At 65.9% G+C, this 14,518-nt stretch carries 15 protein-coding genes; 12 read left to right on the top strand and 3 right to left on the bottom strand.

The window, feature by feature from the left end:
- The first annotated feature begins 2 nt into the window (after positions 1-2).
- Positions 3-899 carry a tRNA (adenosine(37)-N6)-dimethylallyltransferase MiaA gene (gene miaA / locus NG701_RS03965; protein WP_252564737.1) on the top strand — a complete coding sequence of 299 codons (897 nt, stop codon included), beginning with the start codon at positions 3-5 and terminating at the stop codon, positions 897-899.
- A gap of 9 nt (positions 900-908) precedes the next feature.
- On the top strand, positions 909-1,853 hold the full coding sequence (gene dapF / locus NG701_RS03960) for a diaminopimelate epimerase (RefSeq protein WP_252564735.1): 945 nt from the start codon (positions 909-911) through the stop codon (positions 1,851-1,853).
- Here dapF and NG701_RS03955 read toward each other — a convergent pair.
- Positions 1,834-2,448, bottom strand: coding sequence for a class I SAM-dependent methyltransferase (locus NG701_RS03955; protein WP_252564733.1), 615 nt, complete (start codon positions 2,446-2,448; stop codon positions 1,834-1,836). The two genes, dapF and NG701_RS03955, sit on opposite strands and share 20 nt — an antisense overlap.
- Before the next feature lie 441 nt (positions 2,449-2,889).
- On the opposite strand from NG701_RS03955, the gene hflX reads away from it, so the two are divergent.
- The gene (hflX, locus tag NG701_RS03950; RefSeq protein ID WP_252564731.1) at positions 2,890-4,455 is read left to right on the top strand and encodes a GTPase HflX; all 1,566 of its coding nucleotides are present in this window, start codon (positions 2,890-2,892) and stop codon (positions 4,453-4,455) included.
- Positions 4,448-6,505 (top strand): ATP-dependent DNA helicase, encoded by a 2,058-nt coding sequence (locus tag NG701_RS03945; protein ID WP_252564729.1) that lies wholly within the window; start codon positions 4,448-4,450, stop codon positions 6,503-6,505. The genes hflX and NG701_RS03945 overlap by 8 nt, the downstream gene beginning before the upstream one ends.
- Before the next feature lie 74 nt (positions 6,506-6,579).
- Here the strand turns inward: NG701_RS03945 and lexA are convergent, their stop codons facing one another.
- Complete coding sequence (lexA, locus tag NG701_RS03940) at positions 6,580-7,326, bottom strand: transcriptional repressor LexA (protein WP_252564727.1); 747 nt, start codon at positions 7,324-7,326, stop codon at positions 6,580-6,582.
- Between the two features lie 349 nt (positions 7,327-7,675).
- On the opposite strand from lexA, the gene NG701_RS03935 reads away from it, so the two are divergent.
- From NG701_RS03935 to NG701_RS03900, 8 genes are all read left to right on the top strand, one after another.
- On the top strand, positions 7,676-8,116 hold the full coding sequence (locus NG701_RS03935; protein ID WP_252564725.1) for a LysM peptidoglycan-binding domain-containing protein: 441 nt from the start codon (positions 7,676-7,678) through the stop codon (positions 8,114-8,116).
- A gap of 78 nt (positions 8,117-8,194) precedes the next feature.
- Positions 8,195-9,313: a histidinol-phosphate transaminase gene (locus tag NG701_RS03930; protein ID WP_252564723.1), complete on the top strand. Its 1,119-nt coding sequence runs from the start codon at positions 8,195-8,197 to the stop codon at positions 9,311-9,313.
- Positions 9,314-9,394: 81 nt separating this feature from the next.
- Entirely contained in the window at positions 9,395-10,021 is a 627-nt protein-coding gene (gene hisB / locus NG701_RS03925; RefSeq protein WP_058932709.1) for an imidazoleglycerol-phosphate dehydratase HisB, read from the top strand.
- Positions 10,018-10,749 (top strand): imidazole glycerol phosphate synthase subunit HisH, encoded by a 732-nt coding sequence (gene hisH / locus NG701_RS03920; RefSeq protein ID WP_141140036.1) that lies wholly within the window; start codon positions 10,018-10,020, stop codon positions 10,747-10,749. Before hisB ends, hisH begins: the two co-directional genes overlap by 4 nt.
- A complete protein-coding gene (locus NG701_RS03915; RefSeq protein WP_167349814.1) occupies positions 10,750-10,908 on the top strand; it encodes a CG2302 family histidine operon protein in 159 nt (52 codons plus the stop codon).
- A gap of 57 nt (positions 10,909-10,965) precedes the next feature.
- Complete coding sequence (priA, locus tag NG701_RS03910; protein ID WP_252564721.1) at positions 10,966-11,712, top strand: bifunctional 1-(5-phosphoribosyl)-5-((5-phosphoribosylamino)methylideneamino)imidazole-4-carboxamide isomerase/phosphoribosylanthranilate isomerase PriA; 747 nt, start codon at positions 10,966-10,968, stop codon at positions 11,710-11,712.
- A gap of 8 nt (positions 11,713-11,720) precedes the next feature.
- Positions 11,721-12,617 carry an SseB family protein gene (locus NG701_RS03905; RefSeq protein ID WP_252564719.1) on the top strand — a complete coding sequence of 299 codons (897 nt, stop codon included), beginning with the start codon at positions 11,721-11,723 and terminating at the stop codon, positions 12,615-12,617.
- A 55-nt stretch (positions 12,618-12,672) separates the two neighbouring features.
- Entirely contained in the window at positions 12,673-13,977 is a 1,305-nt protein-coding gene (locus NG701_RS03900) for an MFS transporter (RefSeq protein WP_252564718.1), read from the top strand.
- A gap of 77 nt (positions 13,978-14,054) precedes the next feature.
- On the opposite strand, the gene NG701_RS03895 is transcribed toward NG701_RS03900, so the two are convergent.
- On the bottom strand, positions 14,055-14,441 hold the full coding sequence (locus NG701_RS03895; protein WP_252564716.1) for a DUF1844 domain-containing protein: 387 nt from the start codon (positions 14,439-14,441) through the stop codon (positions 14,055-14,057).
- Between the last annotated feature and the right edge of the window lie 77 nt (positions 14,442-14,518).

Genomic DNA, 14,518 nt, shown 5'->3' with positions numbered 1-14,518 from the left:
CGGTGGCCCAGCCTCCGGTTATTGCCGTCGTTGGTCCCACAGGGTCCGGTAAATCCGATCTGGCCGTGAACATCGCCCTGGAACTGGACGGCGAGGTCATCAATGCCGATGCCATGCAGTTCTATCGCGGGATGGACATAGGCACCGCCAAGATCACGCCGACAGAACGCAAGGGCGTTCCCCACCACCTTCTGGACATCCTGGATGTCACGGAGGAGGCCAGCGTTTCAGACTTCCAGCAGCAGGCCCGGAGCATCGTCAGCGATATCCACGCGCGTGGCAAGCGCGCCATTCTCGCGGGCGGTTCGGGTCTCTACGTGCGGGCTGCCCTCGACGTCCTCGAATTCCCCGGCACGGATCCCGTCCTCCGGCAACGGCTTGAGGCCGAACTTGAGGAAGCCGGCCAGGATGCCCTTCTGGCGCGGCTCCGGGAGGTGGATCCGGTGTCCGCGGGCCGTGTCTCCGATTCGCGCCGGATCATCAGGGCGCTCGAAGTCCACGAGCTCACCGGCCGGCCCTTCAGCTCCTTTATGCCCCAGCGCGAGTATTTCCAGCCTGCCGTCCAGATCGGCCTGGCCGTGGACCGCGACATCCTCCGTGAACGGCTGGCACTGCGCGTCCACAACATGGTGGACCAGGGACTGTTGGCGGAAGTGCGCCGGCTGGACGCGCTGGGTCTCCGCGCCGGCAAAACTGCGCCGCGGGCCCTGGGCTATGCCCAGTTCCTGAAAATGCTCGAAGGCGGCTCAACAGTTGCCGAGGCGGCCGAGGACACCATTGTGGCCACCCGGCAGTTTGCCAGGCGCCAGCTCACGTGGTTCCGTGCCGATCCCCGCATCACCTGGCTGGACTGGCAAGCGCCGGACCTGGCGGCCCAGGCCGTGGCTCTCAGCCGGTAATCTAGGACCATGGACGCAACTCCCGCAGAGATCACAGAGCCCGCCTTCCGCACTTTGGGCGGTCTCCGCTTCTCCAAGGGCCATGGCACAGGTAACGACTTTGTGCTGATCGCTGATCCCGACGGCGTCTACACCATCGACGCCGGCCAGGTAGCCGCCCTGTGCGACCGTCACCGCGGGATCGGCGGCGATGGCCTGATCCGGGCCGTCCCCTCCCGGTACCTCTCCGAAGGCCGCGAGCTGCTGCTGAGCAGCCCGGAAGCGGAGTGGTTCATGGACTACCGCAACGGCGACGGGTCACTCTCGGAAATGTGCGGCAACGGGGTACGCGTTTTTGTGCACTTCCTGCGTGCCGAAGGCCTGGTTGACCTGCCCGACGGCGGCGCGCTCACCATCGGGACGCGCGGCGGCGTCAAGACCGTGGTCCGGACAGGGGACAGCTACGCGGTGGACATGGGGCGGTGGGAGTTCATTTTCCCCGGCGACGCGACCGCCAAAGGCATGGATTCGCTGGTAACCGCGGACGGCTTGGAAGTGCCCCGCCCGGCCCTGTCAGTCAGCATGGGCAACCCTCACACCGTGGTGGCACTGGCGGAACTGTCCGAATTGGAAGCCACCAGGCTCTACACGGCTCCGCAGGTCGATCCGGTTCCCGCCAATGGAACCAACGTTGAATTCGTGGTGCCTTCTGAACCGCTGGTCCACAACGGGATCGGCACCGTCACCATGCGCGTCCATGAGCGGGGCGTGGGCGAAACCCAGTCCTGCGGAACAGGCGCGTGCGCGGCCGCAGTGGCCATCAGGCACTGGGCAGGGGCGGAAGCGCCGGACTCCTGGCTGGTCAACGTGCCGGGCGGCGTCGTCGGCGTTAAGTTCTTCGCCGGAGCGGGCGGGCACGAGCACGTCGAGCTCAGCGGGCCCGCCGAGATTGTGGCTACTGGGACGCTTTCCTGACCCGAAGGATCCGGAAGGACTTGGACGTGGACTCCCGGCTTACGGCGAACGATGCGTCCAGCTCCGTCGACAGCCAGCGCTGAAGCGAATCCGAGCCCAGGTTCTTTTGGACCACCAGCCACGCGGAGCCGCCCGGCGCCAGCCGGGGCAGCCACATCTTCAGGAGGCTGTGGAGTTCATCCTTGCCGATCCGGATGGGCGGGTTGGACCAGATCGTGTCAAAGCGCAGCTCAGGGTCCACCGCGTCAGGCGCGCTGGCCAACACGTTGCCCAGGCCCAGCAGGGCCGCATTCTCATTGGTGAGCGTGATGCAGCGTTCATTGACATCCACGGCGTACACCTTGGCATGCGGCGCCCGCAATGCGAGGGTCAGGGCAATAGGCCCCCAGCCGCAGCCGATGTCAAGGAGGTTGCCTGTGGGGTCCGGGGCCGGGACCTCAGCCAGGAGCACAGCTGTCCCCTTGTCGATGCCGTCGGGGCTGAAGATGCCGCCGGACGTCTGCAGCGTGCGCGTCTCGCCGGCCAGTTCCACTGTGAGCGGTTTACGGGTGAACGGCCCGGCGGGCGATGCGCTGAAATAGTGTGCGGACTCCATAACTGGCCAGATTAGTTGGCCGGGGTGGTCAATGCGAAACCGCGGCCACCGCTTCTGCTAATCTTGAACTCATGTTCTTGATCTTCGAGTAGCCGGCACGGCCGGCGTCCCTCCCGGACGCCGCCTGTCCCGAAGCCGTGCCCCGCAGCGATGCAGGTATTAACCTTCCGCAAGTGCGCCACATAACAGGTCTTTCGTACCCGTTATGCCGCCGGGCAATACTCGAGCGATCTGCCGCTGCCGGTCCCTTGCTGTTTGCCCGCGCTTTCCACCACTCCACGCATCTCCCGGATGCGGAGACTCCCTGCGCCACGGTGCTGACCGGTGCACGCAGCAGACCAGGAGGCCCGGATGACTGCAAGCCGTCAGCCCAGCGCGAATACTTCACCATTGACCAACGATCGGCACTATTCTGAAAATGCCGAAACTTCAAAGGAGACCATGACCAGCCAGCCCAACACCGGTTCCGATCCAGCAGCCCAGGACATGAGTCCCGAGGAGATCCAAGCTGTCATCGACCGGATTCTCGCCAAGGACGTACCGGCCAGGAACGTCACCGCCGCAGACGGTGACAAGGCCGTGTTCGGCAGGGCTCAGGCGATCTCCCGCCTGGACGACGAACACACCAGCTACGACGGCGACCAGCAGGACCGGGAGGAACGCCGGGCACTGCGGCGCGTGGCTGGCCTGTCCACCGAACTCGAAGACGTCACTGAAGTCGAATACCGGCAACTGCGGCTCGAACGTGTGGTGCTGGCCGGGCTATGGTCCGAAGGCACCTTGGCGGACGCGGAGAATTCACTGCGTGAGCTCGCCGCCCTCGCCGAAACAGCAGGCTCCGAAGTCTTGGACGGGATGGTGCAGCGCCGTGCCAAACCGGACCCGGGCACGTTCCTGGGTTCCGGAAAGGCCCTTGAGCTCAAGGAAATCGTGATGTCCACGGGGGCTGACACCGTTGTGGTGGATGCCGAGCTGGCACCGTCCCAGCGCCGTAGTCTCGAGGACATCGTCAAGGTCAAAGTCATTGACCGCACGGCCCTGATCCTGGACATCTTTGCCCAGCACGCCAAGAGCCGTGAAGGCAAGGCCCAAGTGGAGCTGGCGCAGCTCGAATACCTCCTGCCACGACTGCGTGGCTGGGGTGAATCGATGTCCCGCCAGGCCGGTGGCCAGGTGGGCGGCGCGGGCGCCGGCATGGGTTCGCGCGGACCGGGTGAAACGAAAATCGAGCTGGACCGCCGCCGGATCCGGACCCGCATGGCCAAGCTGCGGCGCGAGATCGCTGCGATGAAGCCGGCACGGGAAACCAAGCGGGCCAACCGCCGTCGTAATTCAGTGCCTTCGGTTGCGATTGCCGGGTACACCAACGCCGGGAAGTCATCGCTGCTGAACAGGCTGACCGACGCCGGCGTGCTGGTGGAGAACGCACTCTTCGCCACCCTGGATCCCACCGTGCGAAAGGCAGAGACCTCCGATGGCCTCGGCTACACCCTGGCGGACACCGTGGGTTTTGTCCGTTCACTGCCCACCCAGCTGGTGGAGGCCTTCCGCTCCACGTTGGAGGAAGTGGCTGACGCGGATCTGATCCTGCACGTGGTGGACGTGTCCCACCCGGACCCCGAGGGCCAGATTGCCGCTGTCCGCAAGGTCTTCAGCGAAGTGGATGCCCGCAAGGTGCCCGAAATCATTGTCCTGAACAAGGCCGATGCCGCGGATCCTTTTGTGGTGGAGCGCCTCAAGCAGCGCGAGCCGCGCCACGTAGTGGTCTCGGCACGCACAGGCCAGGGGATCCCCGAACTGCTGCATGCCATCAGTGAGGGGATTCCGCGGCCCGGCGTGAAGCTGGAGCTCCTTATTCCCTACGACCGCGGTGACCTGATCAGCAAACTGCACGAGACCGATGCCGAGATCCTGAGCCTGGATCACGGCGAGCACGGTACCCGTGTTTTGGTGATGGTGCGTGAGGGCCTTGCGGCTGAACTGGAACCCTTCATCAACCATGACTGAGGTTGCGGCAGGGGAAGTCAAAGGTACGGCCGGCGAGCAGTTCGTGATCGAATTGCTCGACCGCGCCGTGGCCGGCATGGGCGGTCAAAGCCGCAGTGGGCAGCACGAGATGGCCAGGCAGGTGGCCAAGGCCATCGAAACCGGCGACCACCTCTTGGTTCAGGCCGGAACGGGGACCGGAAAGTCGCTGGCCTACCTCATTCCGCTCATTGCGCACTCGCTGGTGAGCAACAAACCCACCTTGGTGTCAACGGCCACGCTTGCGCTGCAGACCCAGATTGTGGGCCGCGACCTTCCCCGGCTGCTGAAGACCATCACCCCTGCCCTGGACCGCCCGGTCAAGGTGGCCCTGGTCAAGGGCCGCTCCAACTATGTCTGCCAGCACAAGCTCGAAGGCGGGTTCCCCTCCGAGGAACCCGCCGAGGGCCAGCTGTTCTCCCTCGGCGAAGACACCAGCGTCCCGCATTTCGCCGCCGCATTGGGCGGGCCCTCGTCCCAGCTGGGCAAGGAAGTGGTGCGCCTGCGCGAGTGGGCGGAGAAGACCACCACGGGCGACCGTGACGAACTCCTGCCCGGCGTTACTGACCGGGCCTGGCGGCAAGTTTCGGTGACGTCCATGGAATGCCTGGGGGCCCAAAAATGCCCCATGGCAGCCGAATGCTTCAGCGAACTGGCTCGCCACGACGCCGCCGAGGCCGACGTTGTGGTCACCAACCATGCCATGCTCGCTGTCAGCGCCTTTGAAGGCCTGGCAGTGCTTCCCGAATACGACGTTGTGGTGGTGGACGAGGCCCACGAACTGCAGGACCGGGTCACCGGTGCGGTATCGGGGCAACTCTCCGTGGCAATGGTCCACGCTGCGGCGTCGGGCGCTCGGAAACACACGGCCATCACTGTGGATGCCCTCAACGCAGCTGCCGCCAACCTGGAACTCGCCTTGGCCGGCGTGCCCAACGGGCTGCTCCCGAATGGCCTCAACGACGAACAGCTGGACTGCGTGGACCAGCTGCGTGAGGCCTGCCGCGCTGCCCTGTCCGACTCCAAGGGTGACGGCAGCCAAACGGCCGACGGCGGGCGGCAACTAGCGCGCTCACGCCTGATGCTGATCCTCGAACTGTGTGAACGGCTGATCGTGGCCCGGGAAAACCGTGAAGTAGTGTGGTTTTCCCGGGCAAGTTCCTTCGACCCGCAACAGGGCTATGCGCAGCCCGACGAGTCTGCGCCGGCCTTGATCAACATCGCGCCGCTCAGCGTTGCCGGCAAGCTCCGCGAAGGGCTGTTTGCCGGCCACACCGTGGTGCTGACCTCAGCGACGCTTGCCATCGGCTCAGCCTTTGAACCGGCCGCCGGCGGTTTGGGGCTGGTGGGGGAGGGCGCACCGAGCTGGACCGGGATAGACGTCGGGTCACCCTTTGACTATCCCAAACAGGGGATCCTCTACGTCGCGGGGCACCTCCCCAAGCCAGGCCGCGGGGCGTCGCCGGAGGCCCTCGATGAACTTGAGGCGCTGATCCGGGCGTCCGGCGGCGGCGCCCTGTGCCTGTTTTCGTCGCGGCGTGCCGCTGAGGAAGCCGCGGAGGCGATGCGTCCCCGGCTCGGCCTCAGCATTCTCTGCCAAGGCGACTCCACCATGACGGCACTGGTGAAGCAGTTCGCGGACGAGCCAGATACCTGCCTGTTCGGCACCATGTCCCTGTGGCAGGGTGTTGATGTTCCGGGCGGATCATGCCGGCTTGTGGTGATTGACCGCATTCCGTTCCCGCGGCCGGATGATCCGTTGATGACCGCACGGTCCCGCGCCGTTGCGCAGGCCGGCGGAAACGGCTTTATGGCGGTATCGGCGACCCACGCGGCCATCCGCCTGGCCCAGGGCGCGGGAAGGCTGATCCGTTCCACCGGAGACAAAGGCGTGGTGGCCGTGCTTGATTCCCGGCTTGCCACCGAGCGCTACGCCGGATTCCTCCGCGCCGCGCTGCCGCCGTTCTGGCCCACCACGGACCGGAAGACAGCGTTCGCAGCGCTGGAAAGGCTGGCCGGGAAAGGCGCCTGACTGAGCGCGGACCCTGCGCGGGTCCTACAAGCCAGAGCCCGTCCTAGCCAGCGCGTGAAGCGCCAGCTGGCATCCTATAGCGACCGCAGTACCGAGACGACCTTGCCCATGATCGTGGCGTGATCGCCCAGGATGGGCTCGTACTGGGTGTTCTGCGGCAACAGCCACGTGTGGCCATCGCGCTGGCGGAAGGTCTTGACGGTGGCTTCGTCGTCCAGCAGTGCCGCGACAATATCGCCGTTGGAGGCGTCTGCCTGCCGTCGGACCACTACCCAGTCGCCGTCGCAGATGGCAGCGTCCACCATGGAGTCGCCAGCCACGCGCAGCATAAAGAGCTCACCTTGGCCCACGAGCTGCCGAGGCAGGGGCATCACGTCTTCCACAACCTGATCAGCAAGGATGGGCCCGCCGGCCGCGATCCGGCCCACCAACGGCACCATCGCGGTGTCCATGGCAGAGGGAAGTTCGGTGACCGTCCCGCCGATGCCGTGCAGGACTGAGGGCTTGGTTGTCCCGTTCGCCTTAGGGGACCCGCCGTCAAGCGTCAACGGCATCAGGACTTCCATGGCGCGCGGACGCTTGGGGTCCCGGCGAAGGTATCCCAGCTTCTCCAGTTGCGAGAGCTGGTGGGTCACGCTCGACAAACTCGCCAGGCCCACGGTGTCACCGATTTCACGCATCGACGGCGGATAGCCGTTTTCATTCACCGAGCGCTGGATGGTTTCAAGGATCTTCTTTTGGCGGGCGGTGAGCCCCTTGGGAGTCCGTGGGGGTTGGCGGCGCTGCGGTGTCGCCTTGCCCTCGGCGGCTGGTGCTGCCATGTTCGCCAATGCCTTTCGGTTGCCCGGCTCCGCTCCGGCCGCTGGTGCCTGGAACGCCCCGGGGCTGGTGTCGGAGTTGATTGTCAGACCCTGCTGATCAACTACAGAGGTGGTTGTTCTTTCATCCAAACGTAGGCCAGCCACAGGGCTTTTTCAAACATTTGTTCTAGCGAGTCTCGACAATATTCGTTGATAAGTGCTAAAAATGAAGAAGCAAAGTTCGAACATGTGTTCTACTCGTTGCTTGCGGATTCGAATATTCGAATTTATGGACGGCTCAGGCCGGTACCGGCAAGTGGACGCGGAGGGCGCGCCGGGCAGCACAGTATGGTCCAGGAGGGCTCATTTCATGTCAGCTTTATCTGCTTCGCAGGACTCGCGTCCGCAGTTCATTTCCGTGCAGGACCTCACCTCGCGGCAGTGGTCCGCACCCGTTTCGACGTCGGGTTCGGCGCCAAGGCAGCGCAGGGAACCGTTGCCGCCGCTGCGCCTGACCCGCAGGGGCCGGATTGTCTTCATCGGCATCCCGCTGGTGATTCTTGCCGCAATCCTGCTTTCCCTGGCAGGTTTCCTCAACGCCCCGGCAAAGGCCGCCGATTCTGCCGCCGACCTGTCGCTAACGCCAACAGTCTCGGTCACGGTGCAGGCCGGCCAGTCACTCTGGGCCATCGCCAGTACCGTTGCGCCCGAGCGTGATCCCCGTGATGTCATCGCGGATATTGCCCAGTTGAACAACCTTTCCGCCGGCGGCGTTGTCCCCGGACAGCAGCTCTTCGTCCCCACCAGGTAAAGAGCCTGCGGGCTCGGGCGTGTGCCGCCGCAGGCCGTCACATTTTCCGGCCGTCTGCTTCGGACCTAAACTGTTCAGGTGAATGACCAGCTAGAGCGTCTGAACAGACTTCCCCTCCGGACCAACCTCCGCGGACTGACCCCGTACGGTGCCCCGCAGTTGGATGTACCTATCCTGCTGAACGTCAACGAAAACACCCATGGCGTCCCGGCGGACGTCCGGGCCGCGATCAGCGTGGCCGTGACGGAAGCCGCGGCGGGCCTCAACCGCTACCCGGACCGTGAGTTCACCGAACTCCGGGAAGCGCTGGCCGAATATCTCGGCCACGGTCTGGATGCCACCAACATCTGGGCGGCCAACGGGTCCAACGAGGTCCTCCAGCAGATTCTCCAGGCCTTCGGCGGACCCGGGCGGACGGCCCTGGGATTCCCGCCCACGTACTCCATGTATCCGCTCCTGGCCAGCGGCACGGACACCGGGTACATCGTCGGGCAGCGGGCCGACGATTACGGGCTCAGTGCCGAGTCGGCCGCGTTGCAGGTCAAAGAGCTTCAGCCCAACATCGTTTTCCTCTGCTCGCCGAACAATCCCACCGGCACTGGGCTGGGCCTGGACGTCGTGGAGGCCGTCTACGAGGCCGGCGAGGCCAGCCATACCATCGTCATCGTTGACGAGGCCTACCACGAGTTCGCCCACGACGGAACGCCGAGCGCCCTTACGTTGCTGCCCGGCCGGGAGCGCCTCATTGTGTCCCGCACCATGAGCAAGGCGTTCGCCCTCGCGGGCGCCCGCCTGGGCTACATGGCCGCCGCTCCTGAAGTCACGGACGCACTGCGCCTGGTCCGGCTGCCGTACCACCTTTCGGCCATCACCCAGGCAACAGCCCTCGCCGCCCTGCAGCACCGCACTGCGCTGATGGCCGACGTCGAGGACATCAAGGAGCAGCGCGACCGCATCGTCTCGGAACTCACGCGAATGGGACTCAAACCTGCCGCCTCCGATTCGAACTATGTCTTCTTCGGCGGCCTCGACAGCCCGCATGACGTCTGGCAGCGGCTGCTGGACGACGGCGTGCTGATCCGCGACGTCGGCATCCCCGGCCACCTGCGTGTCACGGCGGGAACTGAGACGGAGACCACAGCCTTCCTGACGTCGCTGGAACGCATCCTGGCCAGCCAGGCCAGGCTGCCCGCCTAAACTTGAAGTATTGGCGCCGCCGCGCGCCGGCACATCTCCTTCGCTTTCGCATCACTGACTTCGCCTAAAGGACATATGACCATGAGCTTCACCGGATCGAACGCTGCCGCGCCCCGGACCGCACGCATGGAGCGTGCCACCAGTGAATCGTCAGTGCTCGTGGAGATTAACCTCGACGGCACGGGCGTTTCGGACATCGACACGTCTGTCCCGTTCTACGACCACATGCTGACGGCGCTCTGCAAGCACTCGCTCATTGACATGACGGTCAAAGCCACCGGTGACACCCACATTGACGTCCACCACACCGTGGAGGACGTCGCCATCACGTTCGGTGAAGTTCTGCGCACTGCCTTGGGAAACAAGGCCGGGATCCGCAGGTTCGGCGAGGCCACCGTGCCCCTCGACGAAGCCCTGGCGCACGCCGTCGTCGACGTCTCCGGCCGCCCCTACCTGGTGCACGGCGGAGAGCCTGCCGGGCAGGAGTACCACTTGATCGGCGGCCACTTCACGGGGTCATTGACCCGCCACGTCTTTGAGGCCATCACGCTTCACGCCGGCATCTGCCTCCACATGAACGTCATCGCGGGCCGCGACCCGCACCACATTGTGGAAGCGCAGTTCAAGGCCTTCGCCCGCGCCCTGCGTGCTGCGGTAGAGCCCGATCCCCGCGTGGAGGGAATCCCCTCCACCAAGGGTGCCCTGTGAGCGGCCAAATTCTCCGGGACGGCGCCGTCATCGATCCGGCAACCGGCAAGAAGCCTGTGTCGCCCGAAGGCAAGCCCACGGTCACTGTCCTGGATTACGGTTCGGGAAACGTCCGGTCCGCCGTGCGCGCCCTGGAGCGGGCAGGAGCCGAGGTCATCCTCAGTTCCAAGCCGGAGGACGTGCTTAATGCCGACGGCCTGGTGGTACCCGGCGTCGGCGCGTTCGAGACTGTAATGCGCGAGCTCAAGGCCGTGGACGGCATCCGGCTGATCGGCCGGCGCGTGGCCGGGGGCAGGCCGGTCCTGGCAATCTGCGTGGGCCTGCAGGTTCTGTTCGAGGCCGGGGTGGAGCACGGGACAGAAGCTGAAGGCATGGGGGAGTGGCCGGGCAAGGTGGAACTCCTTCCCGCTGAGGTGGTGCCACACATGGGCTGGAACACGGTTGACGTTCCGGAAGGATCCAAACTCTTCGCCGGCGTCGCGGACCAGCGCTTCTACTTCGTTCACTCCTATGGTGTCCAGGACTGGAACTTCGACGTGATCCAGCCGCGGATGACTGCGCCCCTGGTGACCTGGTCAGAGCATGGCGCGCGCTTTATTGCCGCAGTGGAGAACGGACCGCTCTGCGCTACCCAGTTCCACCCGGAAAAATCCGGCGACGCCGGTGCACGGCTGCTGCGCAACTGGGTGGACGGCCTTCGCAAGCCAGCTGCCACGGACGCCGCCTAGATGTGGTCGATTGTCCTGATGGGCCTGGCTGGCCTATTGGTGGGCGGCGCACTGTCCTTCAGGCAGCAGCACAAACCGCTCTGGACCCAGGTGGGCTTCTACGTCCTGGCCGGCATGGCGCTGCTGGCCGCGTACCTGCTGACGCTTCCTGGAACCTAGCCCACGCAACCCCCAGTTCCGCTTCCACGAGCAACCCAACACCCAAAAGGATTTGAGATGACCACCGCAACCGATCTGCCGGTTCTTGAACTGCTGCCCGCCGTCGACGTCGTAAACGGACAGGCCGTGCGGCTGGTCCAAGGCGAAGCCGGCAGCGAGACGAGCTACGGCACACCGCTGGAGGCAGCCCTCAACTGGCAGGAGCAGGGCGCCGAATGGGTACACCTGGTGGACCTCGACGCCGCGTTCGGCCGGGGCTCGAACGCCGGGCTGCTCCGTGAAGTGGTGGGCCGGCTTGACATCAAGGTGGAGCTGTCCGGCGGACTCAGGGACGACGAATCCCTCGAAGCGGCGCTGGCCCTCGGCGTTGCCCGCGTCAACCTCGGCACAGCGGCGCTGGAAAACCCCGAGTGGACCCGCAGTGCCATCGACCGCTTTGGCGACAGGATCGCCGTCGGCCTGGACGTCCGCGGAACCACGCTGGCAGGCCGCGGCTGGACCAAAGAAGGCGGCGACCTCTGGGAGGTCCTGGGCCGGCTCGAAGAAGCCGGGTGCTCCCGGTACGTTGTCACTGACGTTACGAAAGACGGCACACTGCAGGGTCCCAACGTTGAACTCCTGCGCCAGATGGTGGAGACGACCGGCAAACCGGTGGTCGCCTCCGGCGGCATCTCCAGCCTGGACGACTTGAAAGTGCTGCGCTCCCTGGTGCCGCTGGGCGTGGAAGGCGCGATCGTGGGCAAGGCGCTGTACGCCGGTGCCTTCACGCTCCCCGAAGCCCTCGACGTCGCCGGCCGCCGCTAGGCGGTTCCGTGGACAGCACGCACAACGCCGATCCGGCAGCGGAATCGCCGCCGCCGCGCCATCTGCCCGGACACATTGCGGCGGCTTTGGCGGGCGCGGGCGGCCGTACTGACTCGGCCGGCCGGCCGTGGGAAGGCCGGAGCCTCGCCGGGGACGAAGGCAGGATCCATAACTTCGAGGACGACGACGGCACGGCCGACGCCGGCTACCTCGCCGCCGTCGCGGCTCTGGTTGACGGCAACGGCGACGAAGCGGCTGTGGTGGCCTCGCTGGCCACCGCCCGAGTCTTTATCCCGATCATCGCCCAGCTCGGCGAGGAAGCGGCCGGCGTCGACGGCCTGACGTCGGACAAACAGGCGGACATGGCGCTGGTCACCCTGAAGGCCGCCGACGGCCGGACGGCCATGCCGGCCTTCAGCTCGGCGAATGCCTTGGCTGCCTGGCACCCCGAAGCCCGGCCGGTGGCGGTATACGCCGCCAGGGCTGCCCTCTCAGCCGTGGCCGAGGGGGCCGAGCTGCTGGTGCTCGATCCGGGCTCGGAGGTCACGTTCGTGGTCCGGCGGCCCGCCGTCTGGGCACTGGCCCAACAACGGGAGTGGATCCCTTCCTACACAGACGCGGCGTTGGCAGCCGAGATGGCTGAGGCAACGGCCGCCTTCCCTGCGGTGCGCAAGCTTGCCCTCCTCCCGGGTTCCGGCGTCGCCGTCCTCACCGGTACCGGTGCCACGCTCACCGGGGGCGGTGCCGGGCCGGAACTTCAGGTGCTGCTCCACCTTGAGGATGGGTTGGACGCTTTGGCAGTACAGGACCTGGTGTCCGGCCTCCAGCAGGCATGGTCCCGGAATGTATTGTTTGGAGAGCGTGTTGACTCGATCGAAATCAAGTTGCGGCGCGCGGCACAATAGCTGACGGTTGGCGCGGAGATCCCGGGCTGCCGCGGGCAGACCCAAAGGATTTTCCGTGAACTTCGCTCTTTACCGGGAGCTGCTGGCCCACCGGCCCATCCGGCGGCTGCTGCTGGTCGGCATGATCGCCCGCATCCCCCACTCCGCGGCAGGCCTGCTGCTGACCCTGCATATCGTCCTGACCCTGGACCAGGGGTACGCAGCAGCCGGCGCCGCAGCGGCTGTTATGACCATCGGCATTGCCGTTGGCGCACCATGGCGCGGCAGGCGCGTGGACACTGTTGGCCTGCGCCGGGCGCTGATTCCGTCAGTGGTGTCAGAGGCCCTCATCTGGTCCATGGTGCCGCACGTGTCCTACCAGTGGCTGCTTCCGCTGGTGTTCGTCGGCGGCCTGCTGACGTTGCCGATCTTCAGTGTGATCCGCCAGTCCCTGGGCGTCCTCGCGGACGGCGATCAGCGGCGGACCGCTTTTGCGCTGGACTCGATCGCCACGGAGATGGTGTTTATGATCGGGCCTGCCGCCGGAGCCGTTGTGGCCACCAGCGGCTTCACCGCTCTGGGACTCACCGTGGTGGGCGTTTCCACGTCACTGGCCGGATTGTTCCTGATGTGGTTCAACCCGCCCACCCGAAGTGCCACGCAGACTGAGGAGTGCCAGGCAGACCAGCGCCACGCCGCGGAAGTGGCTGTGGTTTCCGCCGCACCAGCACACCTCCAGGAAGCAGCGGCAGACCTCGTCCCGGCCGGGGCAGAACGCATCCGCAGCGGGTCGGCGGGGCTGCGCGGCAAGGTGGCCCACAACTTCGCCTGGCTCACGGCCACTGTAGCGGCCGTATTCGCCGTGGCGGCTGGAACCGGCATGGTGCTCAGCGGCACCGACGTTGGCATTGTTGCTGCCCTGGAAACAGGCGGGCACCAGGGCGAAATCGGCATTGTTTTCCTCTTTTGGTGCGCCGCATCGGTGGCCGGCGGACTGGTCTACGGGGCCATGCACCGTCCAGTTTCGCCGATCCTCCTGCTGCTGGGGATGGCGGCCCTGACCATCCCGATGGGCTTCGCCCAGGACACCTGGACGCTGGCCTTTGTCTCGATCCTTCCGGGCCTGTTGTGCGCCCCTGTCCTGTCGGCCGCCTCCGAACATGTGGCAGACCTGGTGGCGGAGGACCGCCGCGGCGAGGCGATGGGCTGGTACGGCTCTGCGCTTACTGCCGGGGTGGCGCTCGGGGCGCCCCTTGCCGGAATTTTCATCGACGGGATGGGACCATCCGGCGGATTTGTCTCCGTGGGCGTGGCCGGCGTTCTGCTCTGCCTTGTGGGACTGCTGCTCCAGGCCCACCGCCGCCGCCGCGCCGCTGCCTGAAACACGACGGCGGCGGAGGGTCCGTGTGGACCGCCGCGCCGCCGTCGTCGTACTTTGTGAAGTTTGCTGTTTTGGGTCTAGTTGACGGCGCCGGTGTATTTCTCGCCCGGGCCCTTGCCCGGGGCATCCGGGATGATGGACTCCTCGCGGAACGCGAGCTGCAGGGAACGCAGGCCATCGCGCAACGGGCCGGCGTGCTGGGATCCGATTTCGGGGGCCGCTGAGGTCACCAGTCCGGCAAGGGCGGTGATGAGCTTGCGGGCCTCGTCCAGGTCCTTGAGTTCCTCGGCATTGTCCTCGGCGGCGAGGCCCAGCTTGACCGCGGCTGCGCTCATCAAGTGCACTGCGGCCGTGGTGATGACCTCGATGGCCGGCACCTCCGATATATCGCGGATTTGCTGGGACACGTCAGCCTTGGCGGCCGGGGCCTCGAAAACGTGTGAATTACTGTCTGGGGTGCTCATACTGGTAAGCTTGTCACAGACCGACTGGATGTCGTTATTTTGCTGTGGAAGGTCCCATCAACGCTTAGCTGCGTTAG

Source organism: Pseudarthrobacter cellobiosi, from assembly GCF_023913815.1.
Lineage (GTDB): Bacteria > Actinomycetota > Actinomycetes > Actinomycetales > Micrococcaceae > Arthrobacter > Arthrobacter cellobiosi.
This window is presented reverse-complemented; position numbering and strand designations above follow the sequence as displayed.

Excerpts from the sequence above, each read along its gene's own strand:
- dapF (WP_252564735.1), top strand. The coding sequence starts at position 909 with ATGGACGCAACTCCCGCAGAGATCACAGAGCCCGCCTTCCGCACTTTG.
- NG701_RS03955 (WP_252564733.1), bottom strand. The coding sequence starts at position 2,448 with ATGGAGTCCGCACACTATTTCAGCGCATCGCCCGCCGGGCCGTTCACC.
- hflX (WP_252564731.1), top strand. The coding sequence starts at position 2,890 with ATGACCAGCCAGCCCAACACCGGTTCCGATCCAGCAGCCCAGGACATG.
- NG701_RS03945 (WP_252564729.1), top strand. The coding sequence starts at position 4,448 with ATGACTGAGGTTGCGGCAGGGGAAGTCAAAGGTACGGCCGGCGAGCAG.
- lexA (WP_252564727.1), bottom strand. The coding sequence starts at position 7,326 with ATGGCAGCACCAGCCGCCGAGGGCAAGGCGACACCGCAGCGCCGCCAA.
- NG701_RS03935 (WP_252564725.1), top strand. The coding sequence starts at position 7,676 with ATGTCAGCTTTATCTGCTTCGCAGGACTCGCGTCCGCAGTTCATTTCC.
- hisB (WP_058932709.1), top strand. The coding sequence starts at position 9,395 with ATGAGCTTCACCGGATCGAACGCTGCCGCGCCCCGGACCGCACGCATG.
- NG701_RS03915 (WP_167349814.1), top strand. The coding sequence starts at position 10,750 with ATGTGGTCGATTGTCCTGATGGGCCTGGCTGGCCTATTGGTGGGCGGC.
- priA (WP_252564721.1), top strand. The coding sequence starts at position 10,966 with ATGACCACCGCAACCGATCTGCCGGTTCTTGAACTGCTGCCCGCCGTC.
- NG701_RS03895 (WP_252564716.1), bottom strand. The coding sequence starts at position 14,441 with ATGAGCACCCCAGACAGTAATTCACACGTTTTCGAGGCCCCGGCCGCC.